This window comes from Shinella sp. CPCC 101442 (assembly GCF_024704725.1).
Lineage (GTDB): Bacteria > Pseudomonadota > Alphaproteobacteria > Rhizobiales > Rhizobiaceae > Shinella.
The window spans coordinates 138395-162451 of the sequence record NZ_JALIQS010000006.1 but is presented as its reverse complement, the minus strand read 5'-3'; the positions used below and the strand labels follow the sequence as shown (position 1 = coordinate 162451).

The 24057-nt window shown below is 64.2% G+C and carries 23 protein-coding genes; 11 read left to right on the top strand and 12 right to left on the bottom strand.

Features of this window, described 5'->3' with window-relative positions:
- Window positions 1-34: 34 nt before the first annotated feature.
- The 6 genes from fdxA to MUO32_RS21495 form a co-directional block, all read right to left on the bottom strand.
- Window positions 35-373 carry a ferredoxin FdxA gene (gene fdxA, locus MUO32_RS21520; protein WP_257950436.1) on the bottom strand — a complete coding sequence of 113 codons (339 nt, stop codon included), beginning with the start codon at window positions 371-373 and terminating at the stop codon, window positions 35-37.
- Window positions 374-544: 171 nt separating this feature from the next.
- Window positions 545-955 (bottom strand): RNA-binding S4 domain-containing protein, encoded by a 411-nt coding sequence (locus tag MUO32_RS21515; RefSeq protein ID WP_257950435.1) that lies wholly within the window; start codon window positions 953-955, stop codon window positions 545-547.
- Window positions 956-958: 3 nt separating this feature from the next.
- Window positions 959-4012 carry a helicase-related protein gene (locus MUO32_RS21510; RefSeq protein WP_257950434.1) on the bottom strand — a complete coding sequence of 1018 codons (3054 nt, stop codon included), beginning with the start codon at window positions 4010-4012 and terminating at the stop codon, window positions 959-961.
- Window positions 4013-4261: 249 nt separating this feature from the next.
- A complete protein-coding gene (locus tag MUO32_RS21505) occupies window positions 4262-5257 on the bottom strand; it encodes a DUF805 domain-containing protein (protein WP_257950433.1) in 996 nt (331 codons plus the stop codon).
- A 141-nt stretch (window positions 5258-5398) separates the two neighbouring features.
- Window positions 5399-5980 carry an RNA 2',3'-cyclic phosphodiesterase gene (thpR, locus tag MUO32_RS21500; RefSeq protein WP_257950432.1) on the bottom strand — a complete coding sequence of 194 codons (582 nt, stop codon included), beginning with the start codon at window positions 5978-5980 and terminating at the stop codon, window positions 5399-5401.
- Between the two features lie 82 nt (window positions 5981-6062).
- Window positions 6063-6707: an arylesterase gene (locus MUO32_RS21495; protein WP_257950431.1), complete on the bottom strand. Its 645-nt coding sequence runs from the start codon at window positions 6705-6707 to the stop codon at window positions 6063-6065.
- Between the two features lie 59 nt (window positions 6708-6766).
- On the opposite strand from MUO32_RS21495, the gene MUO32_RS21490 reads away from it, so the two are divergent.
- The 3 genes from MUO32_RS21490 (at window position 6767) to MUO32_RS21480 (ending at window position 11019) form a co-directional block, all read left to right on the top strand.
- A complete protein-coding gene (locus tag MUO32_RS21490; protein WP_257950430.1) occupies window positions 6767-7480 on the top strand; it encodes an ABC transporter ATP-binding protein in 714 nt (237 codons plus the stop codon).
- The gene (locus tag MUO32_RS21485) at window positions 7477-10029 is read left to right on the top strand and encodes an ABC transporter permease (protein WP_257950429.1); all 2553 of its coding nucleotides are present in this window, start codon (window positions 7477-7479) and stop codon (window positions 10027-10029) included. Before MUO32_RS21490 ends, MUO32_RS21485 begins: the two co-directional genes overlap by 4 nt.
- Before the next feature lie 246 nt (window positions 10030-10275).
- Window positions 10276-11019, top strand: coding sequence for a Bax inhibitor-1/YccA family protein (locus MUO32_RS21480; protein WP_257950428.1), 744 nt, complete (start codon window positions 10276-10278; stop codon window positions 11017-11019).
- 72 nt (window positions 11020-11091) lie between these two features.
- Here the strand turns inward: MUO32_RS21480 and MUO32_RS21475 are convergent, their stop codons facing one another.
- The 5 genes from MUO32_RS21475 to MUO32_RS21455 form a co-directional block, all read right to left on the bottom strand.
- Window positions 11092-11742 (bottom strand): septation protein A, encoded by a 651-nt coding sequence (locus MUO32_RS21475; protein WP_257950427.1) that lies wholly within the window; start codon window positions 11740-11742, stop codon window positions 11092-11094.
- On the bottom strand, window positions 11739-13265 hold the full coding sequence (gene ftsY / locus MUO32_RS21470) for a signal recognition particle-docking protein FtsY (RefSeq protein ID WP_257950426.1): 1527 nt from the start codon (window positions 13263-13265) through the stop codon (window positions 11739-11741). Before ftsY ends, MUO32_RS21475 begins: the two co-directional genes overlap by 4 nt.
- Before the next feature lie 11 nt (window positions 13266-13276).
- The gene (gene mtaB / locus MUO32_RS21465) at window positions 13277-14566 is read right to left on the bottom strand and encodes a tRNA (N(6)-L-threonylcarbamoyladenosine(37)-C(2))-methylthiotransferase MtaB (protein ID WP_257950425.1); all 1290 of its coding nucleotides are present in this window, start codon (window positions 14564-14566) and stop codon (window positions 13277-13279) included.
- Complete coding sequence (gene dapF / locus MUO32_RS21460) at window positions 14563-15462, bottom strand: diaminopimelate epimerase (RefSeq protein WP_069060653.1); 900 nt, start codon at window positions 15460-15462, stop codon at window positions 14563-14565. Before dapF ends, mtaB begins: the two co-directional genes overlap by 4 nt.
- Before the next feature lie 79 nt (window positions 15463-15541).
- Complete coding sequence (locus MUO32_RS21455) at window positions 15542-16624, bottom strand: MBL fold metallo-hydrolase (RefSeq protein WP_257950424.1); 1083 nt, start codon at window positions 16622-16624, stop codon at window positions 15542-15544.
- Window positions 16625-16930: 306 nt separating this feature from the next.
- On the opposite strand from MUO32_RS21455, the gene ffh reads away from it, so the two are divergent.
- From ffh to trmD, 5 genes are all read left to right on the top strand, one after another.
- Window positions 16931-18490 carry a signal recognition particle protein gene (gene ffh / locus MUO32_RS21450; RefSeq protein ID WP_257950423.1) on the top strand — a complete coding sequence of 520 codons (1560 nt, stop codon included), beginning with the start codon at window positions 16931-16933 and terminating at the stop codon, window positions 18488-18490.
- Window positions 18491-18501: 11 nt separating this feature from the next.
- The gene (locus MUO32_RS21445; protein WP_069060657.1) at window positions 18502-18825 is read left to right on the top strand and encodes a chorismate mutase; all 324 of its coding nucleotides are present in this window, start codon (window positions 18502-18504) and stop codon (window positions 18823-18825) included.
- 34 nt (window positions 18826-18859) lie between these two features.
- The gene (rpsP, locus tag MUO32_RS21440) at window positions 18860-19225 is read left to right on the top strand and encodes a 30S ribosomal protein S16 (RefSeq protein WP_257950422.1); all 366 of its coding nucleotides are present in this window, start codon (window positions 18860-18862) and stop codon (window positions 19223-19225) included.
- A gap of 159 nt (window positions 19226-19384) precedes the next feature.
- Window positions 19385-19960: a ribosome maturation factor RimM gene (gene rimM / locus MUO32_RS21435; protein WP_257950421.1), complete on the top strand. Its 576-nt coding sequence runs from the start codon at window positions 19385-19387 to the stop codon at window positions 19958-19960.
- Between the two features lies 1 nt (window position 19961).
- Window positions 19962-20636 carry a tRNA (guanosine(37)-N1)-methyltransferase TrmD gene (trmD, locus tag MUO32_RS21430; protein ID WP_257950420.1) on the top strand — a complete coding sequence of 225 codons (675 nt, stop codon included), beginning with the start codon at window positions 19962-19964 and terminating at the stop codon, window positions 20634-20636.
- A gap of 55 nt (window positions 20637-20691) precedes the next feature.
- Here the strand turns inward: trmD and MUO32_RS21425 are convergent, their stop codons facing one another.
- Window positions 20692-21438: a sulfite exporter TauE/SafE family protein gene (locus MUO32_RS21425; protein WP_257950419.1), complete on the bottom strand. Its 747-nt coding sequence runs from the start codon at window positions 21436-21438 to the stop codon at window positions 20692-20694.
- 323 nt (window positions 21439-21761) lie between these two features.
- Here MUO32_RS21425 and rplS point away from each other — a divergent pair, with 323 nt between their 5' ends.
- The 3 genes from rplS to MUO32_RS21410 all read left to right on the top strand — a co-directional run bounded on the left by rplS (window position 21762) and on the right by MUO32_RS21410 (window position 24057).
- Window positions 21762-22298, top strand: coding sequence for a 50S ribosomal protein L19 (gene rplS, locus MUO32_RS21420; protein ID WP_257950418.1), 537 nt, complete (start codon window positions 21762-21764; stop codon window positions 22296-22298).
- 142 nt (window positions 22299-22440) lie between these two features.
- Window positions 22441-23238, top strand: a complete 798-nt coding sequence (locus MUO32_RS21415) for a basic amino acid ABC transporter substrate-binding protein (protein WP_257950587.1) — start codon at window positions 22441-22443, stop codon at window positions 23236-23238.
- Between the two features lie 9 nt (window positions 23239-23247).
- Window positions 23248-24057: an amino acid ABC transporter permease gene (locus MUO32_RS21410; protein WP_257950417.1), complete on the top strand. Its 810-nt coding sequence runs from the start codon at window positions 23248-23250 to the stop codon at window positions 24055-24057.

The window sequence follows — 24057 nt, the reverse complement described above, 5'->3', positions numbered from 1 at the left end:
TTTTCCCCAGATCGCTTGCCGCCGGTGGCGGAGCTCAGTCGCCCTGGCCGGGGTTCGGCGAGAAGAACTGTTCGTATTTGCCTTCCACGCCGTCCATTTCCTTGGCCTCGGGCATCGCATCCCGCTTGACCGTGATATTGGGCCAGATAGAGGCGAAGTCCGCGTTGACCTTCAGCCACTTGTCGAGGCCCGGCTCGGTATCCGGCTTGATCGCCTCGGCGGGACATTCCGGTTCGCAGACGCCGCAGTCGATGCATTCGTCGGGATGGATGACGAGAAAGTTCTCACCCTCGTAAAAACAGTCGACGGGGCACACTTCCACGCAGTCCATATACTTGCAGCGGATGCAGTTGTCGGTCACGACATACGTCATGATGAACTCCAGAAACGTCACGAAGCGGGCGGTGGCTCACTGTCACCTGGACGGTTGGCCGGGGCGAAAAGCCCTACCCGCGCAAGGCTGTCCGGTGGTGGAGGTAAAGGCTTTGCCGGCGCTTTGCAAGCGCAATACATGCGCCCGCAGGCCCTTCCGAGGTATAGAATTCTAATCCTCGTCGCCCGGCCCGCCATGCAGCCGGTCGGTCTCGCGGCGCTCGCGCTTCGTCGGGCGTCCCGAACCGCGCTCGCGCGTCGCCTGCGCAAAAAGATTGCGCTCTTCGGGCGGCGGCGGAGGGGGCGTCATGTCTTGGTAAAGCAGGCGAGCTTCCTCATAGGGCCCACGGCGCTCGCCCGGATGCAGCACCTTCACCACCATGTCGTTACGGTCGAGCGAAAGTACGATCACATCGCCTGGCCGCACCATATGCGAGGGCTGGCGGATCTTGACGCCATTGATGCCGACATCACCCGTTTCGACCGCTTTTGCCGCAAGCGAACGGGATTTGCGCAGGCGCGCGAAGAACAGCCACTTGTCGATGCGCTGTCGCGCTGCGGGCTGTTCTTCGTGTCGCGCCATGCCTTACTTCTTCAGCTGCTCCTTGAGCGCCGCAAGCTTTGCGAAGGGTGAATCCGGATCGATCGGCTTTTCCTTACGGGGCGGCCGGGCCTCGAATTTCGCCTGCTGCGGCTTGCCCGAACGCTCGTTGCGCTCGCCCCGGTCCGGACGGTTGCCGCCCTGCGGCTTTCCGTCGCGGCCACCCTTGCCCTGATCCGGACGACCACCACGGCCGCCATCACGGCGTTCACCCCGTTCACCGGCCCCGCGTTCACCAGCCTGCTGGCCGCGATTGCGGTCGCCGCCGCGGCGTTCGCCCCGGTCCTGACGGTCGCCATTGCGATCACCCTGGTGGCGCTCGCCACCCTGGCGATGACCGCCCTGGCGCTGGTTGTCGTGGCGCGAGCCCGGACGCCAGAGCAGGACGGGCTTGGCTTCGACAGCTTCGCCTTCGACGGGAGCGGCTTCGGCCGTTGCCGGAGCCTCCACGGTCTCGGCAACCGGCGCTTCGGTCGGCGCGACCGGCGTTTCGCTTTCGTCGGACGCGTCTGCGTCGTGCTCGTCGGAGGTTTCCGTTGCTGCATCCGCCGGGGTTTCGGTGGCGGCAGCAGCAGCAGGAGCCTGCGCTGAAAGGAAGGCGGCAGCTTCTTCCGGCTTCACGCTGTCGGCGCGATAGCCGAGACCCTTGAGGATCTCTTCCATGTCGTCGGGCGTGGCACCGAGAATGGACAGCATGGCCGTCGTCGCCATGAAGCGGCGGCCGTCATAGGCGCCATCCGGACGCGTCGTGCCCGGCTTCCACTGCAACAGCGGGCGGATAAGGTCCGCGAGGCGTTCGAGGATATCGATGCGCACGGCGCGCTTGCCGAGGAAGCGGAAGCCGGCGAGCTTGTAGAAGGCGCGCTCATAGGTCGGATCGGTGACGACAGAGGTACGGCCGGCAGCCAGCACCGGAATGAGGTCGCCGTAACCCGGCTTGTCGAGGCCGTCGTTCTTCAGCGCCCACAGCAGGGTGATGAGTTCGGCGGGCGCCGGCTTCAGCAGCGCCGGCATGAAAATATGGTAGGCGCCGAAGCGGATGCCGTGCTTGCGCATGGACGCGCGGGCGTCCTGGTCGAGCGTCTTCACGTCGTCGGCGACATCGCGGCGGAACAACACGCCGAGGCTTTCGACGAGCTGGAAGGCAAGACCCTTGGCAAGGCCCTGCAGATCTTCCGCGCGGGAGAGATCGTCGAGCGGCTTCAGCACGGTCGCGATATGATGGTTCACGAAGCGTTCGATGCGGGCGGCGACGTGGTCACGCGCGTTGCCGGTCAACTGCTCGTCGGAGAGCAGGATGACGCGCGGACGCATGATATGGTCGGAGGGTGCAAGACGCGCGACGGGATCGCCGAGCCAGCGCACGGTGCCGTCGGAGCCGAGCGCGAGGTCGGCATTGCCGGCCGCATGCAGGCGCGCAGCACGGGCCTCGAACTCCAGCGCAAGCGCCTTCTGCGCGGCAGCCTGCACGGCCTTCGCATCGGGGCCTTCCGTTCCGGAGACGAGCGTGAACCGGAAACCGGCCAACTGCCCGACATGATGTCCCTCTACGAAGACATCGCCATTCACACTGATTTCAGCTTCCAACATCGCATTCTCTCTCAGGCGCTTCATGAGCACAGATGTCCTGCGATCAACAAAGCGTTTCGTCAACCGTTCATGTAGCGCATCGGACAATCGGTCTTCGATTTCCCGCGTCTTTTCCTGCCAGTGTGTCGGATCGGCAAGCCATCCGGGCCGATTCGACACATAGGTCCACGTCCTTATCTGCGCGATTCGCGCCGAAAGCGTGTCGATTTCACCGTCGGTTCTATCAGCCCGTCGGACCTGATCCGCCATGAAATCTTCGTTAACCGTACCGCGCTTTACGAGGTCCGCATAGAGCGTCGAAATCAGGTCGGCGTGCTGGGCGGGGGTGATGCGGCGGTAATCGGGAAGCGCGCAGGCCTCCCACAGTTTCTGCACGCGTTCCGGCGTCGTCGCGAGGTCGCGGACATCAGGATAGCGCGAGAGATGTTCGAGCGCCTGCTGGTCGACGGCCGGCAGCGCCCGCGTCAGACCGGCGATCGGCGGTGCGGCGTCGAGCGATTTGCGGAGCGTCACGAGCGACGAATAGTCGAAGCGCGTCGTGCGCCATTGCAGCACTTTGACCGGATCGAACTGGTGCGTCTCGATGCGCTTGACCAGTTCGTCGTCGAAGGGATCGACGCGGCTCGTGATGCCGAAGGTGCCGTCGCGCAGATGCCGGCCGGCGCGGCCGGCGATCTGCGCGAGTTCGGCGGGGTTCAGATTGCGGAACTGGTAGCCGTCGAATTTTCGGTCCTGCGCGAAGGCGACGTGGTCGACGTCGAGATTGAGGCCCATGCCGATCGCATCGGTTGCGACGAGATACTCGACGTCGCCCTCCTGGTAGAGCGCGACCTGCGCGTTGCGGGTGCGCGGGCTGAGCGCGCCGAGCACCACCGCCGCGCCGCCGCGCTGGCGGCGGATCAGTTCGGCGATCGCATAGACCTCGTCGGCGGAAAACGCGACGATGGCCGTGCGCTGCGGCAGGCGGGTGATTTTTTTCGAGCCGGCATAGAAGAGCTGGGAGAGACGCGGGCGCTCGATGACGTGGATGCCCGGCAGCATCTGCTCGAGGATAGGCTTCATGGTGGCGGCACCGAGCAGCAACGTCTCGTCGCGCCCCCTCAGATGCAGCACCCGGTCCGTGAAGATATGGCCGCGCTCCAGATCGCCGGCAAGCTGCACCTCGTCGATGGCCACAAAGGAGGCGCGCGTCTCGCGCGGCATGGCCTCCACCGTGCAGACCGAAAACCGCGCCATATGCGGCGTGATCTTCTCTTCGCCGGTGACGAGCGCCACATTGTGCTGCCCGACCTTCTCCACGACACGCGTGTAGACCTCGCGCGCAAGAAGGCGCAGAGGCAGGCCGATAACGCCCGTCTCATGTGCCACCATGCGCTCGATTGCGTAGTGGGTCTTGCCCGTATTGGTCGGGCCGAGCACCGCGGTGACCCCGCGGCCGCTCAAGATCATGGGTGCTTGCGACAAGTCACGCCCCGGCTGTTTCTACTTCGGCTCACAGATGCCCATCGGGGCGGCCGATGGCAAGGGGCACGGCGAAATCCGACCATTTTCAGGATCGTTTGCCGGCTCATGGAACAGTTTGTGAACGAAACGGCGACGAATCGCTGACTCCCGCGGATTCAGGGTTTGTTCGCCACAAGGGATTGATGAAATTCGCCTCGCCACCACAAAATGCTGAATCGCATCAAAGAGTAAGCGCTAGAGCCGGAACACCAGACGCTCCCCCTCTTCCGAGAAGGGAATGCTCGCTCCAATGGCCTTGAGATGGGCCGCCTGGCTTTCTTCCATTTCCCTTTTCGATTGGGCGCTTACCGCAAAGGTCGCGATCCATTTGCCGTTTCGCTTGCAGGCTACACCGAGCGTTGTCGCCGCGCCGCTGAGGGAAAACGAGCGGCAATGCTGGCCACGCCGGTTTCGGATGGTCGCAGTCGGAAGCACCGTCAAAGTCCCGAGATCGCTTTTCCGGCCGGACATCTGCGTCGACATGACAGCCGCGATGTGGCCGGGAAGCGGTTCGCCGATCGCGATATCGTTCGCTTCCGCCCGCAGCGAGAGAACGCCGGCTACCACGGCGACGGCGACCAGAGAGAGGGCAGCCAGCCCATAATACCCGGTCCGCGACGTCCGCCTGCTGACAACGGCCCGAGGCCGCGGAAACGATTCGGCCGGTCTGCCGGAGAGGATGCCGGAGCCCTTGAGCAGGCCAAGGGGGACGACCATCGCCAGCGTGACCACGCTGACAACATGGCTGAAATAGAGAAAGACCGGGTCGGGCAATGGAAGGATCAGGCCGGGGATGCCGGGAGCCTCCCGCATCGAAAAACCGACACCACCATAGTTCATCACCCATTGCTTCCCCCCAGCCTGGCCAAGGAGCAGCAGGAGATTAAGCAAAAGGCAGAGTTTCACGTCCCATCCACTGTTGCCGCGGTCGCGGCGGCGCTTGATGGAAATGGCGTAGAGCGGATAGGCGACGAGAAGGAAGGACAGCAATGTCCACCAGCCGTAGAAGCGATGAAAGGCCACCATCTTCCCGCCGTCAGGATCCGACAAGGTTTTGAAGGCGACGACCGCCGGTACGATCGACAGCAGCAGCAAGACAAAAATGATGCACCCGACACCAAGCCACCAGGTTTTTCGCGGAATGCTGCCCGTTGCGTCAAAAAACAGCTGACCAAAGCGGCTGAGTCTCACAGACACGTCTCCCATGGATAGGCCATGGGCGCTGTTCTACACGGATCGGGTATCGTTCGCTTTAACGCAGCACTTACAAGTTGAGGAAATCGGCCTTTCGTTCCGGACGATCACAAGGGCCTGTTTGCGAAGGCCCGGTGATCAAACCGGATGGTCGTGCAGATCCGCCCCCTCCCAGCTGCTGCCCGTCTCCGACAGCGGAAACACCTCTTCCGTCAGGTACGGCCCGCCGCCGACGGATTCCTTCGAGGACATCAGCACGAACCGGTTCACGGTGAAGGGAGCGGTGTGGAAATTTCCGCGGCCCGAAAGATAGTGAGCGACGTCCTCGGGGCGCACGTTGCGCAGGCGGGCCAGCGTGACATGCGGCGTGAACTTGCGCGGGTCGGCGGGCAGGCCGAGGCGTTGGCAGATGCGCTCGACTTCCGCCTGCAGGGCATGCATTTCCGGCGCCTGCGTCACCCCGGCGAAAATGGAATGGGGTTTCTTCGAGCCGAAGGAGCCCATGCCCGAAAGCGCGAGCTGAAATTCGGGGCGCTCGATGCGGTCGAGCCTGTCGACCACCTCGTCGGCGGTGCGGCCATCGATATCGCCGATGAAGCGGAGTGTGATGTGAAAATTCTCGACATCGATCCAGCGGGCTCCGGGAAGACCGCCTCTCAACAGGGAGAGGCTCATGGCCGCGTTGCGCGGCACTTCGAGGGCAACGAAAAGTCTCGGCATAGCGACTTCTCCCTACTGGAAAGTATTGTCAGCGAATCACGCGATGCATTTTTTCGCAACCCTTATTTCGCACCCGCGAAAACTACTCCCCAGCCGCGATGGATTTGAAAAAACTCTCCGCCGTGGGCAGGATCATCTCGACCATCACGTCGACGCCCGCCGGATTGGGATGCATGCCGTCGTCGAGCTGCAGCTCGGGCTTGGTCGTCACGCCGTCGAGAAAGAACGGATAGAGCGCAACGCCGTGCTTTTCGGCAAGGCGCCGGTAGATGCCGTTGAAGCGCTTCTCATAGTCCGCCCCCATATTGGGCGGAGCGAGCATGCCGGCAAGCAGCACGGAAATGCCACGCTCCCCAAGGCGGGTGAGCATGGCGTCGAGGTTCTTTTCCGTCTCCTCCGGCGCAATGCCGCGCAGCGCATCATTGGCGCCGAGTTCGAGGATCACGCCTTTCGTGCCGTCCGGGATGGACCAGTCGAGCCGGGCAAGGCCGCCCGAACTCGTATCGCCGGAGACCCCGGCATTGGCGATCTCCACGTCGTGGCCCCTGGCCTTGAGCGCCGCTTCCAGCTTCACCGGAAAGGCGTCCGAGGCGGGCAGCTGGTAGCCGGCCATCAGGCTGTCGCCGAAGCCGACGAGCTTGACCGGCTCCGCACGCGCGATGCCCGCGGATAACAAAGCTGTGATCGCGAGTGATGTGAAAAATCCGAGCGCCGCTTTAAACGACATGGAGCTATCCCTAGATTGCTGACATTCCAGTACTTCCAAGACATATAGGGCAGAATTCCTTGGCCAAAACCATCATCGATCTGAAAAAAGCCGATCTCACCCTCGGACAGGCCGCCGCCTCCGTGCATGTGCTGAAGGGGATCGACCTGTCGATCGATGCGGGCGAATCGGTCGGCATCGTCGGGCCCTCGGGGTCCGGCAAGTCGACGCTCCTGATGGTGCTGGCCGGCCTCGAGCGGCTGGACGGCGGCGAAATCCATATCGACGGTGCGGGCCTGCACCGCATGACCGAGGACCAGGTGGCGGACTTTCGCGGCCGCAATATCGGCATCGTCTTCCAGTCCTTCCACCTCATTCCCAACATGACCGCACTGGAAAACGTCGCGGTGCCGCTGGAGCTTGCCAACATTCGCGATGCCTTCGAGATCGCGCGGCGCGAACTGACGGCCGTCGGCCTCGGCGAACGGCTGTCGCACTATCCGGGCCAGCTTTCGGGCGGCGAGCAACAGCGCGTCGCCATCGCCCGGGCGCTCGCGCCATCGCCGAAACTGCTGATCGCGGACGAGCCGACCGGCAATCTCGATACCGAGACCGGACGGCAGATCGCCGACCTCCTGTTTTCCAAGCAGGCCGAGCGTGGCACGACGCTGCTGCTGGTGACGCATGATCCGTCGCTTGCCGCCCGCTGCGGCCGGCAGATCGCCATGCGCTCCGGCGAAATCGTTTCGGGCGCAACCCCCGTGCGGGCCGCTGTCCAGGCGGTGCCGGCATGAGGATCGGCACGATCCTCCGGCAGTTTCCGCTGGCCTTCCGCCTGGCGCTGCGCGAAATGCGCGGCGGGCTGAAAGGTTTTTACATTTTCCTCGCCTGTATCGCGCTCGGCACGGCGGCGATCGCCGGCGTCAATTCGGTATCGAGCGCCATCACGCAGGCGATCGCCTCGCAGGGCCAGTCGCTGCTGGCCGCAGATGTGCGCTTCGAGTTCAACAACCGTTTCGCGACACCCGACGAGCTGAAACACTTCCAGTCGCTTGGCGACGTCTCGCTGTCCTCGGGCCTGCGCTCCATGGCGCGCCTGCCAGACGGATCCGACCAGACGCTGGTCGAGGCCAAGGGTGTCGATGGCGCTTATCCGCTTTACGGCACGCTGGAGACGGAGCCGCAGCGACCGGCCGCCGATCTCTTCGCCAGGCAGGGTGAGGCCTATGGCGCGGTCGTCGCTCCCCTGCTGCTCGACCGGCTCGGCATCGCCGTCGGCGACGAGGTGCTGCTCGGCACCGCGAAGCTGAAGGTGACGGCGACGCTCACGCGCGAACCGGACGCCGTCTCGGAAGGGTTCGGCTTTGCGCCACGCCTCATGGTCTCGGAGGAAGCGCTCACGGCGAGCGGCCTCGTGCAGACCGGCAGCCTTGTCGAAAACGCCTACCGCGTTCGCCTCGCCGATCGCGATGTGTCGCTCGCCAAGGTTCGGGCGGACGCCAACAAGGCCTTTCCCAAGGCCGGTTGGGCGATCCGCACCTCCAACAGCGCCGCTCCGTCGCTGACGGCCAACATCACCCGCTTCTCGCAGTTCCTGACGCTCGTCGGCCTGACGGCGTTGATCGTCGGCGGTGTCGGCGTTGCGAATGCCGTGCGGGCCTATCTCGATTCGAAACGCTCCGTCATCGCGACCTTCAAGTGCCTCGGCGCACCCGCCTCGCTCGTGGCGCTGATCTATCTCATCCAGATTTCGCTGATTGCCGCCGTTGGCATCGTGATCGGCCTCGTCGCCGGGGCGCTGATGCCCATGGTGGCGATGCGTTTCCTCGATGGCGTGCTGCCGGTGCCGGCGGAAACGGCACTCTACCCCTCGGCACTGCTGCTCGCCGCCGTCTTCGGCCTGCTGACGGCGCTTGCCTTCGCCATCCTGCCGCTCGGCCACGCCCGCGAGGTGCCGGCAACGGCACTCTTCCGCGAACAGGGTTTCCAGAAAGGCCGCCTGCCGAGCTGGCCCTATCTTCTGGGCGCGGCCGTCTTCCTTGCCGCGCTCGCCGGCCTTGCGATCTTCACGGCCTATGACCGCTACATCGCGTCGATCTTCCTCGGCGCCATAGCCTTCGCCTTCATCGTGCTGCGCGTCGTCGCCATGCTGATCACGGCGCTCGCCAGACGCAGCCCGCGCGTCAACTCGCCGGCGCTCAGGCTCGCCATCGGCAATATCCACCGGCCGGGCGCGCTGACCGCCTCCGTCGTACTGTCGCTCGGCCTCGGCCTGGCATTGCTGGTCACGCTGACGCTGATCGACGGGAACCTGCGCCGCGAACTCACCGGCAACCTGCCGGAGCGCGCGCCCAACTTCTTCTTCATCGACATCCAGGGCAGCGAACTGGACGGGTTCCGCGACGTGCTGAAGGCGAACATGCCCGACGGCAAGATCATCGAAGTACCGATGCTGCGCGGCCGCGTCATGGAGCTGAACGGCGTCGACGTCGCCAAGGTCAAGGTGCCCCCGGGCGGACAATGGGTGCTGCGCGGCGACCGCGGCATCACCTATGCCAAGCGCGCGCCGGAGAACTCGACGCTCGCCGAGGGCGAATGGTGGCCGGAGGATTATTCCGGCGAGCCGCTCGTCTCGTTTGCCGCCGAAGAGGGCAAGGAACTCGGCCTCAAGATCGGCGATACCGTGACGGTCAACGTGCTCGGCCGCAACATCACCGCGCGCATCGCCAACTTCCGTACCGTCGAATGGGAATCGCTGTCGATCAACTTCGTCATGGTCTTCTCGCCGAACACCTTTGCGGGCGCGCCCCATGCCTGGCTGGCGACGATGATCGACCCCAAGGCAAGTGCCGCGCAGGAGGCCGCGACATTGAAGGCCGTCACCAACGCCTTCCCGACGATCACCACCGTTCGCGTCAAGGATGCGCTCGACGTGGTCAACGAACTCGTCGGACAGCTGGCGACCGCGATCCGCGCGGCGGCGGCGGTGGCGCTCATCGCCTCCGTCCTGGTGCTGGCCGGAGCGCTTGCGGCCGGCAACCGGGCGCGCGTGCACGATGCCGTGGTGCTGAAAACCCTGGGCGCGACGCGTGCGACGCTGATCCGGGCCTTCAGCTACGAGTATCTCATGCTCGGCCTCGCGACCGCGATCTTCGCACTGCTTGCCGGCGGTGTGGCCGCCTGGTTCGTGGTGAGCCGCATCATGACGCTACCGTCGAGCTTCCTGCCCGATGTCGCCGTCGTCACCGTCGTGACGGCGCTCGTCATGACCGTCGGTATCGGCCTTGCCGGCACATGGCGCATTCTGGGACAGAAAGCAGCACCGGTCCTGCGCGAGCTCTAGGTTTCACGCAATAGCGGACGCAAGCCCGTAACGCACTTTTGCTTGAATTGCCCTGAATTCGGCAAGCCCGCGGCTCCCGCCAGGGTCGCGGGCCTTGTGCGCAACGCAATTCATGCTCATATTTACGTCAGGCAAGCTGGAGTCCCGCAGCGGTTGCCTGGACCCCGCAGGATGCTCCGCGAACCGGAGCGAACAAACGGGGCCTCGACACCGTATATTCCATGGGGCTTGAACCAAGAGGACAACATGTCTGATCTCCGCAACTACCAGACCCGCACGGCCAATGCCGGCGCGCAGACCGGTGCCGTCATCGACGAGGGCCTGCGTACCTATATGCTCCGGGTCTACAACCTGATGGCCTTCGGTCTCGTGATCACCGGCCTCGTGGCCTATTTCGCCGCGCAGGCGGCCTTCGCTGACGGCCAGCTGACCGCATTCGGCCAGGCGATCTATGTCAGCCCGCTGAAGTGGGTCGTCATGCTCGCGCCGCTCGCGCTGGTCTTCTTCCTGAGCTTCCGCATCCACACGATGAGTGTCGGCACCGCGCAGGCGACCTTCTGGGTCTATGCCGGCCTGATGGGCCTGTCGCTGTCCTCGATCTTCCTGATCTACACGGGCGCCAGCATCGCGCAGACCTTCTTCGTCTCGGCCGCCGCCTTCGGCGCCCTGTCGCTGTTCGGATACACGACGAAGCGGGACCTGTCCGCGATGGGTTCGTTCCTGGTGATGGGCCTGTTCGGCCTGATCATCGCGTCGCTCGTCAACCTGTTCCTGCAATCCTCGGCGCTCGATTTCGCGATCTCCGCGATCGGCGTGCTGGTTTTCGCCGGCCTGACCGCCTGGGATACGCAGAAGATCAAGGAAATGTATTTCGAAGCCGATGACAGCGCCGTGGCCGGCCGCAAGGCCATCATGGGTGCGCTGACGCTCTACCTCGACTTCATCAACCTCTTCCTGTTCCTGCTGCGTTTCATGGGCAACCGCAACTAACGTCTGCAAGGCCGGAAGGCTGATCGAAAAAACCCCGCCGGAAACGGCGGGGTTTTTGTTTGTCCGGAAATGTCAGGGCGCCTTGCCCTCTTCGGGCTGCTCGATCGAGTGGCGCATGATCAGCGGCATCTGGGAGAGCGTGAAGAGGATGGTGATGGGCATCGTGCCCCAGACCTTGAACGCCACCCAGAAGTCGGTCGAGAACGACCGCCAGACGACTTCGTTCATCACGGCAAGCACGAGGAAGAACAGGCCCCAGCGCAGCGTCAGCTTGCGCCAGCCTTCGTCGGTCAGCTTGAAGGCGGCGTGGAAGACGTAACCGAGCAGGGATTTGCCGAACAGAAGGCCGCCGAGCAGGATGGTGCCGAACAGCGTGTTGACGATGGTCGGCTTCATCTTGATGAAGGTGTCGTTCTGCAGCCACAGCGTCAGCGCGCCGAAGACCAGGACGACGATGCCTGAGATCAGCGGCATCATCGGCAGCGTGCGGGTCAGGATCCACGAGACGATCAGTGCGAGCGCGGTGGCCGCCATGAAGAGGCCGGTGGCGATGAAGATCGGCCCGCCCATTTCGGCAAGCACCGGAAACTGCGCCGCCAGCCATTCGCCGCGCGAATTGGCGAAGAAGAACACGACGAGGGGGCCGAGCTCCAGCACCATCTTGAGGAGGGGGCTGACCTTCTCCTCCGTCTTGGCCGGGGTTTCCAGCGTAACCTTGCTCATTCTCCAACTCCTGCGATCGCTTCCGCGAAATCCTTGGCCTCGAAGGGTTCGAGATCGTCGACCCCCTCTCCGACACCGATGAAATAGACCGGCAGCTTGTGTTTGGCGGCAATCGCCACAAGGATGCCGCCGCGGGCCGTACCGTCCAATTTTGTCATGATCAGGCCCGTGACGCCCGCGACATTGCGGAAAATCTCGACCTGGTTCATCGCATTCTGACCGGTCGTGGCATCAAGCGTCTGGAGAACCGTGTGCGGTGCGTCCGGATCGAGCTTGCCGAGCACGCGCACGATCTTTTCCAGCTCCGCCATCAGCTCCGTCTTGTTCTGCAGGCGGCCGGCCGTGTCGACGATCAGCACGTCGCTCTTCTTCAGCTTGGCCTGTTCGTAGGCCTCGTAGGCGAGGCCCGCCGCATCGGCGCCGAGCTTGGACGAGACGATGTCGGAGCCGGTGCGCTCCGCCCAGATTTTTAGCTGCTCGATGGCGGCGGCGCGGAACGTGTCGCCTGCTGCCAGCATGACCTTCAGGCCGGCGCCCGAGAGCTTGGCGGCGAGCTTGCCGATCGTCGTCGTCTTGCCGGTGCCGTTGACGCCGACGACGAGGATGACATGCGGCTTGTGGTTAAGGTCGAGCTCCAGCGGCTTGGCGACCGGCGACAGCACCTTGGTGATTTCGCTTGCCATGATGCGCGAGACGTCGCCGCCCGTCACGTCCTTGCCGTAGCGTTCGGAGGCCAGCGTGTCGGTGATGCGCAGCGCCGTTTCCACGCCGAGATCGGCCTGGATCAGCAGGTCTTCGAGGTCCTGCAGCGTCGCGTCGTCGAGCTTGCGCTTGGTGAACAGGCTGGTGATCTGGCCGGTGAGCTGCGAGGAGGTGCGCGAAAGCCCGTCGCGCAGGCGCTGGAACCAGGTGCGCTTGGGCTGCACCACCAGCGTCTCCACGACGGCCGAGCGTTCGGCTGTGGCAAAGCCCTTCGGCAGAATTTTCGGCTCGGTGCGGATTGCCTCTTCGAGAACGGGATCTTCGACTTCCGCAGGCGGCGCTTCCTCTATCGGGACGATTTCCGGTTCCGGTTCGGCGATCTCTTCCACTGGCGGGGCCGGCGCATCTTCAACGATGGCCTCTACCGGAGCCGCCGGCTCTTCTTCTACAGGCGCTTCAATAACGTCTTCCTCGGAGGCGACGTCGTCACTCTCCGGTCCGGCGGCAGTTTCCACCTCAGCCGGCGCGACCGGATCCTCGGCAACCGGTAGATCCGGGGCATGCGGCAGCGGATAGATATCGGGCTCCGCTTCCTCCGGCACATGATGGGTGGCCTCGGGATTGGCGGCTTCCGCCTCGTCAAGCAGCGCGTCACGCTCCTCGACAGCATCGATGACGGCGATTTCCTCGCGCCTGGCTGCCTGCTCCGGCGCTGGTTCGATCACCTCGGGCGCAACGACGGGGGCTTCCGCCTCCGGCTTGGGCGCAGGGGCGGTGTCTTTTCCGAATGTGAAAATTTTCTTGATGAAGCCGAGGGCCATAAAAGTGTCCGCTAGTTGCGAAGGGGGGCAGTGCCGGGAGCATTCGCCGGCTGCATCGTCAGGTGTCTGCCATTGTGGCCGGTGATCGTCACCGGCACAAGGTCGCGAGGTTTGAGGCCCGCGACATCGACGAGCGTGAAGTTTTCCGTATGGGCGAGGCCGTTGTTCTCGACGAGGATTTTTTGCACGGTGCCGACCATCTGCTCGAGATGGGCCTCATGCAGCCGTTTTCCAGTCTCGCGCAACCGGCCGGCGCGTTCCTTGACGACAGCGCGGTCGAGCTGCGGCATGCGCGCGGCCGGCGTGCCGGCGCGCGGACTGTAGGGAAAGACGTGCAGATGGGCGATGCCGCAGTCTTCGGCATGCCGCCCGGCATTGGAAAACATCTCTTCCGTTTCCGTCGGGAAGCCGGCGATCATGTCTGCGCCGAAACTCGCATCCGGACGCAAGGTTTTGACCCGCTCGCAGAAGGCGACGGCGTCGGCGCTGGAATGGCGCCGCTTCATGCGCTTCAGGATCATGTCGTCGCCATGCTGGAGCGAGAGATGCAGGTGCGGCATGAAGCGCGGTTCGTCTGCGATCAGGTCCCAGAGGTGATCATCCGCCTCGATGCTGTCGATCGAGGAGAGGCGCAGACGCTGGATTTCCGGCACCTGCTTCAAAAGCGCCTTGGCGAGTTGGCCGAGGCTGGGTTTTCCGGGCAGGTCGGCGCCGTAGCTGGTGGCATCGACGCCGGTCAGCACGATCTCCGAATAGCCGCTCTCGACGAGCCTGCGTGCCTGGTCGACGACGGCACCCATCGGCACGGAGCGGGAATTGCCGCGGCCGTAGGGGATGATGCAGAAGGTGCAGCGATGGTCGCAGCCGTTCTGCACCTGCACGAAGGCGCGCACATGGCCATCGATCAGTTTTACCATCTGCGGCGCGGTTTCCCGCACGCTCATGATGTCGTTGACGCGCAGCTTCTCTTCCGCCGACACGCCGAAATCCGGAAGCGCCCGGTAGGAGGCGCCCTTCAGCTTCTCCTCGTTGCCGAGCACGGCGTCGACTTCCGGCATCTCCGCAAAAGTGTGCTTTTCCGTCTGCGCGGCGCAGCCGGTGACGATGATGCGGGCATGGGGATTGTTGCGGCGGGCGCGGCGGATCGCCTGTCGGGCCTGGCGCACGGCCTCGCTCGTCACGGCGCAGGTGTTCACCAGCACGGCATTGTTAAGCCCCGCCTTCTCGGCCTCCGCGCGCATCACTTCCGATTCGTAGGTGTTGAGCCGACAGCCGAAGGTTATGACCTCGACGCCGCTCAAAGGGCGGCCGCCTCGGCATCGTCCCGGCGGAAGGCGCCGGTCGCGGGGTCCAGCGTGCCCGACCATTCCCATTCGGCCGGGCCGGTCATGATGACGTGGTCGTCGTCGCGCCACTCGATCTGCAGCGTGCCACGGTTCGGGCTGCTGGCAACGGTGATCGTGACCTTGCGGCCGGTGCGGCCGGTGCGTGCGCCACTGACGCCCGAAGCGCAGGCGGCGGAACCGCAGGCGAGCGTCAGGCCGGCGCCGCGCTCCCAGGTGCGCGTCGTCATGGACGTCGGCGACGTGACCTGCGCCAGCGTGATGTTGGCCTTTTCCGGGAACATCGGGTGGTTTTCGAGCAGCGGGCCGAAACGGTCGAGGTCGAACGTCATCGGATCGCGATCGACCCAGAAAACGGCGTGCGGATTGCCCATCGACATGGCGGCGGGCGAATGCAGGATCGGATCGTCGATCGGCCCGATCTGCAATTCGATGCGGCTGGTGTCGTAGAATTCTTCCGCCAGCGGAATGCGGCTCCATTCGAAGACCGGCTTGCCCATGTCGACCGAAATCGTGCCGTCCTCGTGCTCGACGGCATTGAGGATGCCGGCGACGGTCTGGAAGGTGAAGACCTTGCGGCCGGTCTCGGCGGCGAGCGCCTGCACGACGCAGCGCGTGCCGTTGCCGCAGGCCTGCGCCTTCGTGCCATCGCAATTGAGGATGTCGATCCAGGCATCGGTGCCGTCGATCCTGGGGTCGTGGACGGCCATGATCTGGTCGAAGCGGGTGGCGGGATCGGCAGCGAGCGCGATAGCCGCGGCCGGCGTCACGACATCCTTGCGGCCACGCATGTCCACGACCAGGATGTTGTTTCCCAGCCCGTTCATCTTCGCGAAGTCGACCGTCTTTGTCATCACGTCTGCCCGATCGGGCCAAAAGGCCCTGTTGGGGGCGTATATGGCGGAAAAGCCCGCGGATTTCCAGTGCCTTGCATCAGGCCGTGGCGGCAGGGACCTCGAAGACTTCGCCGGGCCTCAAGGCGCGAAAACGTGCCCGGGCAACGCCGGCCGCGTCGAGGGCGGTTTCCAGCGCGGCGAGCGGCTCGTCGACGCCCTCGTTTGTCAGCCGAAACGTACCCCAGTGATGGCCGGCGACATAGGCCGCACCGCTCGCCACCATGCCCTGCACCGCCTCGTCCGGGTTCTGGTGCTGCGGGCGCATGAACCAGCGCGGCTCATAGGCGCCGAAGGGCAGGTTGGCGAGGCGGATCGCGCCGTGTTTCTCGCGGATCGCCCGGTAGTTGATGCCCTGGTGAAAGCCGGTATCGCCGATATGGTAGATCTTGCCGCCGGGCGTTTGGATGAGGAAGGCCGCCCACAGGGCCATGCGGCGATCGCCGAGCCCGCGGGCCGACCAGTGGTGGCAGGGTTCGCAATGGAGGGTTACGCCGTCGGCGACCGGAATGTTGCCGCCCCAGTCCATGGTCGTCACGCGCCCTTCGCCGACAACCGGTCCGATGATCCTGTCATTGCCAAGCGGTGTGACGATGCGGCAATCGTCCCGCTCGGCCAGCGCCTTCAGCGTGGCAAGGTCGAGATGGTCGTAGTGGTTGTGCGTGACGAGCACGAGGTCGATCTTCGGCAGGTCGGCAAGCTTTATGCCGGGCGGATTGACGCGCTTCGGGCCGGCAAAGCCGATCGGGCTCGCACGGTCGCTCCACACCGGGTCGGTCAGGATGTTGAGGCCGGCCGTCTGGATCAGCAGCGCGGCATGCCCTGCCATGGTGACGACGAGGCGCTCGCCATCGACCCGCGGCTCCGGCACGGCGAAGGGAAACGGACTTGGCCAGTCGAGCGGCCAGGCCGCCTGACCGCCACCCAGTTTCCATCGCATCAGCTCGAAGAAGCTGTTCGGCTCTTCCCCATCGGGATTGAAGAAATAGGTGCCGTCGAAATGATCGCTGACCGGGCCGTCATAATAGCGGTTGGCGGCCATGCTGCGGCCGGCGAAAGCTCCGCCGGCAAGCGTTGCCAGGGCACCAAGGCTCGACCATTTCAGGAACTTGCGACGGTTCATTGACAATACATAAGTCCTGCCAGGGGCCGTCGCAATGTGCCGCGCGGGCCTCGCGGAAATGTGACCGACGCCTCGCCTGCCGGCTGATCCTTGACTTTCCAGCCTCTTTGCTGTTTAAGCCGCGCATCTGCGACAAGTGAGACGACTTGAAGCCACCGACCGGGACCCATTGCGGTATAAACAGATCCCGGAGGTCAACACCCGACAGCGCGATGCGCCCTCGGGTGCTTTTTGGCTTTGCGTCTTGTTTTTGTCACGGATGGCACCGACGTTTCCGTTCCGTGCGGAAACAAGAAGGATGACGTGATGTTTGAAACACTCCAGGACCGCCTTGGCTCCATTCTGAATGGATTGACGGGCCGTGGCGCGCTTTCCGAGGCCGATGTCTCGGCGGCGCTGCGCGAGGTCCGCCGTGCGCTGCTCGAAGCGGACGTGGCGCTGGAAGTGGTGCGCTCCTTCACCGATGCGGTGCGCGAAAAGGCCGTCGGTGCGGAAATCCTGAAGTCGATCAAGCCCGGCCAGATGGTCGTCAAGCTCGTGCATGACGAGCTGGTCTCAATGCTCGGCTCGGAGGGCGTGTCGATCGATCTCAATGCCGCCGCCCCCGTCGTCATCATGATGGTCGGTCTGCAGGGCTCGGGCAAGACCACCACCTCGGGCAAGATCGCCAACCGGCTGAAGACGCGCGACAAGAAGAAGGTCCTGATGGCCTCGCTCGACACGCGCCGTCCAGCCGCGCAGGAGCAGTTGCGCCAGTTGGGCGTCCAGGCGGGCATCGATACGCTGCCTGTTATCGCCGGCCAGTCGCCGACCGATATCGCCTCGCGCGCGGTGCAGGCCGCAAAACTCGGCGGCCATGACGTCGTCATCCTCGACACCGCCGGCCGCACCCATATCGACGAGCCGCTGATGATCGAGATGGCGGAGATCAAGCGGAAGTCCAATCCGCATGAAATCCTGCTCGTCGCCGATGCGCTGACCGGTCAGGACGCCGTCAACCTCGCCCGCAATTTCGACGAGCGCGTCGGCATTACCGGCCTCGTCCTGACCCGTATGGACGGCGATGGCCGCGGCGGTGCCGCCCTTTCGATGCGCGCCGTCACCGGCAAACCGATCAAGCTGATCGGCGTCGGCGAAAAGATGGGCGAACTCGAAGAGTTCCATCCCCGCCGCGTCGCAGACCGCATCCTCGGCATGGGTGACATCGTTTCGCTCGTCGAGAAGGCAGCGGAGAATATCGACGCCGAGAAGGCGGCCGCCATGGCCGCCAAGATGGCCAAGGGCAAGTTCGATTTGAACGACCTCGCCGACCAGCTTGGCCAGATGCAGAAGATGGGCGGCATGGGCGGCATCATGGGAATGATGCCCGGCATGGCCGGCATGAAGGACAAGATGTCCGCCGCCGGTCTCGACGACAAGCTTTTCGGCCGCCAGATCGCCATCATCAATTCGATGACCAAGGCCGAGCGCGCCAACCCGGACATGCTCAAGCATTCCCGCAAGAAGCGCATCGCCGCCGGCTCCGGCACCGATGCGGCCGACATCAACAAGCTTCTGAAAATGCATCGCCAGATGGCGGACATGATGAAGATGATGGGCGGCAAGAAGGGCGGCGGCATGATGAAGCAGATGATGGGCGGCCTTGCCGGCAAGATGGGCCTTGGCGGCGGCATGGGCGGCATGCCCGATCTGTCGAAGATGGATCCGAAGCAGCTCGAAGCGCTCGCCAAGCAGGCGGAAGCCGCCGGCATCAAGCCGGGCAGCATGCCGGGCCTGGGCGGCGGTGGTCTTCCCGGTCTCGGCGGCGGCCGTCTTCCGGGTCTTGGTGGCCTGCCGGGCCTTCCCGGCCTGCCGAAGAAGAAGTGAGGAATTGAGGCATGACGATCGATCCGACGGTCAAGCAGCAATTGGGGGAATACCGGCAGTCGATCGACAATATCGACGCTGCCCTTGTGCATATGCTCGCCGAGCGTTTCCGCTGCACCCAGGCGGTGGGCGTTCTGAAGGCGACGCATGAACTGCCGCCGGCCGACCCGGCGCGCGAGGAATACCAGATCGAGCGCCTTCGCCGCCTGGCGAAGGATGCCAATCTGGATCCGGATTTCGCGGAGAAGTTTTTGAACTTCATCATCCACGAGGTGATCCGGCACCACGAAGCCATTGCCGCTGAACACAGCGGCGCAAACCAGAATACCGCTTGAAACAAGCGGTCACCTACATCCAAGGAGAAATGACATGGCACTGAAAATTCGTCTCGCCCGCGGTGGCTCCAAGAAGCGTCCTTACTACCAGATCGTCGTTGCCGACGCCCGTTCGCCGCGCGATGGCCGCTTCCTGGAGAAGGTCGGTTCGTGGAACCCGATGCTCGGCAAGGAAGACGCCACCCGCATCCAGATCGACGCCGACCGCATCAAGGAATGGCTCTCCAAGGGCGCCCAGCCGACCGACCGCGTTGCCCGCTTCCTCGATGAAGCAGGCGTCGTGAAGCGCGAAGCCCGCAGCAACCCGGAAAAGGCAAAGCCCGGCAAGAAGGCGCTCGAGCGCGCTGCCGAGAAGAAGCAGAAGGAAGAAGACGCCGCTGCTGCTGCTGCCGGCGAATAATCCGCCCGCATAACCATTTCGGGAACGGGCGGCATGGTTCATGCCGCCCGTTTTCATTTGCGTCTGCACATATCCGCGCACGCACTTTTGCTGGAATTGCTCTAGGAGCCTCGACGCGAACGTCGTATGAGGCTTCACACGAACGCTCGGAACAGAACCATGGCGAAACTGGAAAACCCCGTCCTCATGGGCACCGTCGGCGCGGCCCAGGGCCTGCGCGGCGAAGTCCGTGTGAAATCGTTCACCATCGATCCGACGGCGATCGGCGATTACGGTCATCTGCACACCGACGACGGCCGGTCTTTCGAAGTGCTGGAAGTGCGTGAGGCGAAGAACGTCGTCGTCGTGCGTTTCCGTGGCGTCAACGACCGCGACGCCGCCGAGGCACTGAACGGCACCGACCTCTATATCGAACGCGACAATCTGCCGGACGACGAACTGGACGAGGACGAGTTCTTCTATGCCGATCTCGAAGGTCTGGAAGCGGTCGATACGCAGGGCCGCAGCCATGGCACGGTGACAGGCATCTTCGATTTCGGCGCCGGCGACCTGCTGGAGCTGAAAGGCCCCGGCAAGCGGCCGGTGCTCATTCCCTTCTCCGAAGCCGCCGTGCTGGAAATCGATGTCGAGGGCGGACGCCTGGTGATCGATGCGATCGCTGCGGGCCTCGAGGAAGAAGAGCAGCAGGGTCCAGGCAGCCGCCGGCGTCGCCCGCCGGAAGACGACGGCGAATAACGTGGCTTTCCGCGCCACCATCCTCACCCTCTACCCGGAGATGTTTCCCGGCCTGCTCGGTCAGTCCTTGTCCGGCAAGGCTCTGTCGCGCGGGGACTGGGCACTCGACTGCGTGCAGATCCGCGATTTCACGACAGACCGCCACCGCACCGTCGACGATACGCCGGCCGGCGGCGGGGCCGGCATGGTGCTGAAGCCGGATGTGCTGGCAAGGGCCATCGACCACGCATCCGAGAGCGACAGCCGTCCGCGCCTGCTGATGAGCCCGCGCGGAAAACCGCTGACACAGAGCCGCGTGCGTGCGCTTGCGGCGGGCGACGGCGTCATCGTGGTTTGCGGCCGCTTCGAGGGCGTCGACCAGCGCGTCATCGACGGACGGCAGCTCGAAGAGGTTTCGATTGGCGACTACATACTCTCGGGCGGCGAGCCGGCGGCGATGATCCTGCTCGATGCCGTCGTGCGCATCCTGCCCGGCGTCATGGGCAATGCGCTTTCGGGCGAACATGAGAGCTTTGAGGGCGGGCTGCTGGAGCACCCGCACTATACACGCCCGCAGGTCTGGGAAGGCCGGGAGATTCCCGGCGTGCTGACGTCAGGCAATCACGCGGCTATCGACCGGTGGCGCCGCGAGGAGGCCGAAAAACTGACGCGCGAGCGTCGGCCGGACCTTCTGTAGCAATTCCAGCGAAAGCGCGAAGCGGTTTAGCGCCCGGAATGGCACGAACCAATCCTCAGCCCGTCACGAAGTAATAGACCGTCAGCGCGACGCCGACCGCGACCACGAGGCCGCGGATGACCGGCTGCGGCACGCGCCGCGCCGCCCAGACGCCCGACCAGCCGCCCAGTGCGCCCGCCGGCACCATGACGGCGGCCTGCGGCCAGCCAACCACCTTGCCGCTGGCAAAGACGACGATGGCGACGCCCGCGATGACGACGGCCAGGAAATTCTTCAGCGCATTGAGCCGGTGATAATCGCCGCCCTTGGTGAGGCCGAGCACGGCGAGCATCATGATGCCCATGCCCGCACCGAAGAAGCCGCCATAGATCGAGGTGACGAACTGGCCGGCAAGGCCGAGCGGCGAGACCGGTGTTTCGGCGTGCAGCGTCTTCGGCTTGAGATAGGGGCCGGCCGCGAAGATGACGGTTGCGGCGAGCAGCAGCCACGGCACGAGCGCCCGGAAGGACGGGTTGTCGAGCGACAGCAGCAGCAACGCGCCACCCAGGCCGCCGACGAGCGACAGCACGCCGAGAGCGGCGGCTTCCTTCCAGTCCGCCCTGATCTCCCTGGCATAGGCGAGCGAGGAGGTAACGTAGCCGGGAAACTGGGTGATGGACGACGTGGCATTGGCGACGATCGGCGGCAGGCCGGTCAGCGTCATCGCGCCGAAGGTAAGAAACGTGCCGCCGCCGGCAATGGCATTGACCACGCCGGAGAGATAACCCGCGGCGAACAGCAGTATGGCATCGGCAATGGTCATGGCATTCCTCACAGGCAGCGGCCATCGCCGCTGCTTCCTCCCGCAAAGCGTGATATCGTGGGGTCATCGGGGCGGCAAGGCCGGAAAAACCGCCAATCCCGCATGGATTCTTTTGCGCTCGGGGATGACAAACGGCTCTGTCTGGTGTATTGGCCCGCACGGATTTGGGAATTGGGACCAGCAAATTGGCCCCGGTCCCGCCGACCTGCAATCAAAGAATGGCGAATCCGCTCCGTCCGGTAACGGACTACCTTCACGAGGCACGACCTCAAAGGGACCGTCGAGCGCTCTGGCTGTTTCAGAAAAACCGAAGGTTTGAACCGATGAACATCATCCAGCAGCTCGAAGCCGAACAGGCCGCGAAGATCGAAGCCAAGCGCACCCTCCCGGAATTTTCCCCGGGCGACACCGTCCGCGTCAATGTGCGCGTCACGGAAGGCACGCGTACCCGCGTCCAGGCCTATGAAGGCGTCTGCATCGCCCGTTCGGGCGGCGGCATCAACGAAAGCTTCACCGTTCGCAAGATCTCCTACGGCGAAGGCGTCGAGCGCGTATTCCCGGTTTACTCGCCGCTCGTCGAAGGCGTCGAAATCGTCCGCCGCGGTAAGGTCCGCCGCGCCAAGCTCTACTACCTGCGCGATCGTCGCGGCAAGTCGGCTCGTATCATCGAGAACACCGGCACGCGCGCCCGCAAGCTGAACGACGCCGAGCGCGCCGCCGTCGCCGAGGAAAAGGCCCGTCTGGAGGCCGAGAAGGTCGCAGCCGCACAGGCGCTCGCCGCTGAAAAGGCCGCAGCTGAAGCCGCCGAAAAGGCAGCCGCTGCCGAAGCCGCAAAGGCTGCTGAAGCCGCCGCCGAATAATCCGGCAGCCGCATTCAACGATATCGAAGCCGTCGGCCTTGGCCGGCGGCTTTTTGTTTTGCGGAAAAGCGCAAGCGCCATGCTTGCTTCGCCGCCTGAACCTATGACAGTGTTTCGCCGCCACAATCAGGAGCATATTTTGATGTTTTCCCGCCGCACCGTCCTTGCAGGCCTCGTCGCCGCTGCCCTCATGCCCGCCGTAACCATGGCTTCGGATCTGCCCGATCTCGGCGGCAAGACCGTCGTCGTCGTCACGGAAAACGCCTATCCGCCGCTGCAGTTCGTCGATCCCAAGACCGGCAACCAGATCGGCTGGGAATATGACGCGATGAACGAGATCGCCAAGCGGCTGAACGTCAAGGTCGAGTACCAGAACACGTCCTGGGATGCGATGATCCAGGCTGTTTCCGACAACCAGTACAATATCGGCATGACCGGCATCACCATCAAGGACGACCGCAAGGAGAAGGTCGACTTCTCCGATCCCTATATGCGCTCGCAGCAGTTCATGCTGGTGCGTGCCGATGAAAGCCGCTTCACGGATGCCAAGTCGTTCGGCGCCCTCAAGGACGGCCTGATCGCCGCCCAGCCGGGCACCTCGCCCTTTTACACCGCCGTCTATGAAATCCTCGACGGAAACGAACAAAATCCGCGCATCAAACTCTTCGAGACGTTTGGTGCCACGGTGCAGGCGCTGCAGGCCGGCGACGTCGATCTCGTGCTCACCGACAGCGTCGCTGCGAAAGGCTATGTCGATGCGTCCGGCGGCAAGCTGAAGGTCGTCGGCGAGCCGCTCGGCACGGAAGATTTCGGTTTCATCTTCCCGAAGGGGTCCGATCTCGTCGCGCCGGTCAACGCGGCGATCGCCTCGCTCAAGGCCGACGGCACGCTCGACGGGCTGAACAAGAAGTGGTTCCTCGACTACAAGATGGGTCAGTAGCCGGCAGCCATGGCTCCCGCTTCCTCTGATACCGGCAAGGGCGACTATCCCTGGTGGCTGGTCGCGCTTTCCGTAATCGCGGTGGCGCTCGCTGGCGTCATCGTCGCCAATGATCTCTATGCCCAGGTGTTCAGCGTCGTGCTGAAGGGGCTTTGGGTCACGATTTTCGTGACCCTCGTCGCCTTCCTGCTCGCCACCATGCTTGGCCTCGGCGTGGCATTGATGGCGCTTTCCGAAAGCAAGGCGCTGCGCCAGATCGCACGGTTCTACACGGAGGTCATCCGTGGCGTGCCGGTCCTGGTGCTTCTGTTCTACATCGCCTTCGTCGGCGCGCCGGCACTGGTGGCGGCCATCAATTTCGTGATCAGCCCGCTCGTTTCCCTGGGCTATGCCGAACCGATGCTGGTGCGCGACCTCTCCTTGATGTGGCGGGCGATCATCGCGCTGATGATCGGCTATTCCGCCTTCATCGCCGAGGTTTTTCGCGCGGGAATCCAGTCTGTCGACAAGGGACAGGTGGAGGCGGCGAAGGCGCTGGGGCTGTCACGCTTCCAGCGCTTCCGGCTCGTCGTCTTTCCGCAGGCCGTGCGCGTCATCCTGCCGCCACTCGGCAACGACTTCGTGGCGATGGTGAAGGATAGTTCCCTCGTCTCCGTGCTCGGCGTTGCCGACATCACGCAGATGGGCAAGGTCTACGCGTCCGGCTCCTTCCGGTTCTTCGAGACCTATTCCATCGTCGCCTATGTCTATCTCATCCTCACCATCGGCCTGTCGCTGGCGCTGCGCGGCCTTGAAAGACGCCTGCGCCGAACGAGCTAG

Excerpts from the sequence above, each read along its gene's own strand:
- MUO32_RS21480 (WP_257950428.1), top strand. The coding sequence starts at position 10,276 with ATGTCTGATCTCCGCAACTACCAGACCCGCACGGCCAATGCCGGCGCG.
- fdxA (WP_257950436.1), bottom strand. The coding sequence starts at position 373 with ATGACGTATGTCGTGACCGACAACTGCATCCGCTGCAAGTATATGGAC.
- MUO32_RS21495 (WP_257950431.1), bottom strand. The coding sequence starts at position 6,707 with ATGTCGTTTAAAGCGGCGCTCGGATTTTTCACATCACTCGCGATCACA.
- ffh (WP_257950423.1), top strand. The coding sequence starts at position 16,931 with ATGTTTGAAACACTCCAGGACCGCCTTGGCTCCATTCTGAATGGATTG.
- thpR (WP_257950432.1), bottom strand. The coding sequence starts at position 5,980 with ATGCCGAGACTTTTCGTTGCCCTCGAAGTGCCGCGCAACGCGGCCATG.
- rplS (WP_257950418.1), top strand. The coding sequence starts at position 21,762 with ATGAACATCATCCAGCAGCTCGAAGCCGAACAGGCCGCGAAGATCGAA.
- ftsY (WP_257950426.1), bottom strand. The coding sequence starts at position 13,265 with ATGGCCCTCGGCTTCATCAAGAAAATTTTCACATTCGGAAAAGACACC.
- MUO32_RS21425 (WP_257950419.1), bottom strand. The coding sequence starts at position 21,438 with ATGACCATTGCCGATGCCATACTGCTGTTCGCCGCGGGTTATCTCTCC.
- rpsP (WP_257950422.1), top strand. The coding sequence starts at position 18,860 with ATGGCACTGAAAATTCGTCTCGCCCGCGGTGGCTCCAAGAAGCGTCCT.
- rimM (WP_257950421.1), top strand. The coding sequence starts at position 19,385 with ATGGCGAAACTGGAAAACCCCGTCCTCATGGGCACCGTCGGCGCGGCC.
- MUO32_RS21445 (WP_069060657.1), top strand. The coding sequence starts at position 18,502 with ATGACGATCGATCCGACGGTCAAGCAGCAATTGGGGGAATACCGGCAG.
- MUO32_RS21515 (WP_257950435.1), bottom strand. The coding sequence starts at position 955 with ATGGCGCGACACGAAGAACAGCCCGCAGCGCGACAGCGCATCGACAAG.
- MUO32_RS21415 (WP_257950587.1), top strand. The coding sequence starts at position 22,441 with ATGTTTTCCCGCCGCACCGTCCTTGCAGGCCTCGTCGCCGCTGCCCTC.
- MUO32_RS21475 (WP_257950427.1), bottom strand. The coding sequence starts at position 11,742 with ATGAGCAAGGTTACGCTGGAAACCCCGGCCAAGACGGAGGAGAAGGTC.
- MUO32_RS21485 (WP_257950429.1), top strand. The coding sequence starts at position 7,477 with ATGAGGATCGGCACGATCCTCCGGCAGTTTCCGCTGGCCTTCCGCCTG.
- MUO32_RS21410 (WP_257950417.1), top strand. The coding sequence starts at position 23,248 with ATGGCTCCCGCTTCCTCTGATACCGGCAAGGGCGACTATCCCTGGTGG.
- MUO32_RS21510 (WP_257950434.1), bottom strand. The coding sequence starts at position 4,012 with ATGATCTTGAGCGGCCGCGGGGTCACCGCGGTGCTCGGCCCGACCAAT.
- dapF (WP_069060653.1), bottom strand. The coding sequence starts at position 15,462 with ATGACAAAGACGGTCGACTTCGCGAAGATGAACGGGCTGGGAAACAAC.
- MUO32_RS21455 (WP_257950424.1), bottom strand. The coding sequence starts at position 16,624 with ATGAACCGTCGCAAGTTCCTGAAATGGTCGAGCCTTGGTGCCCTGGCA.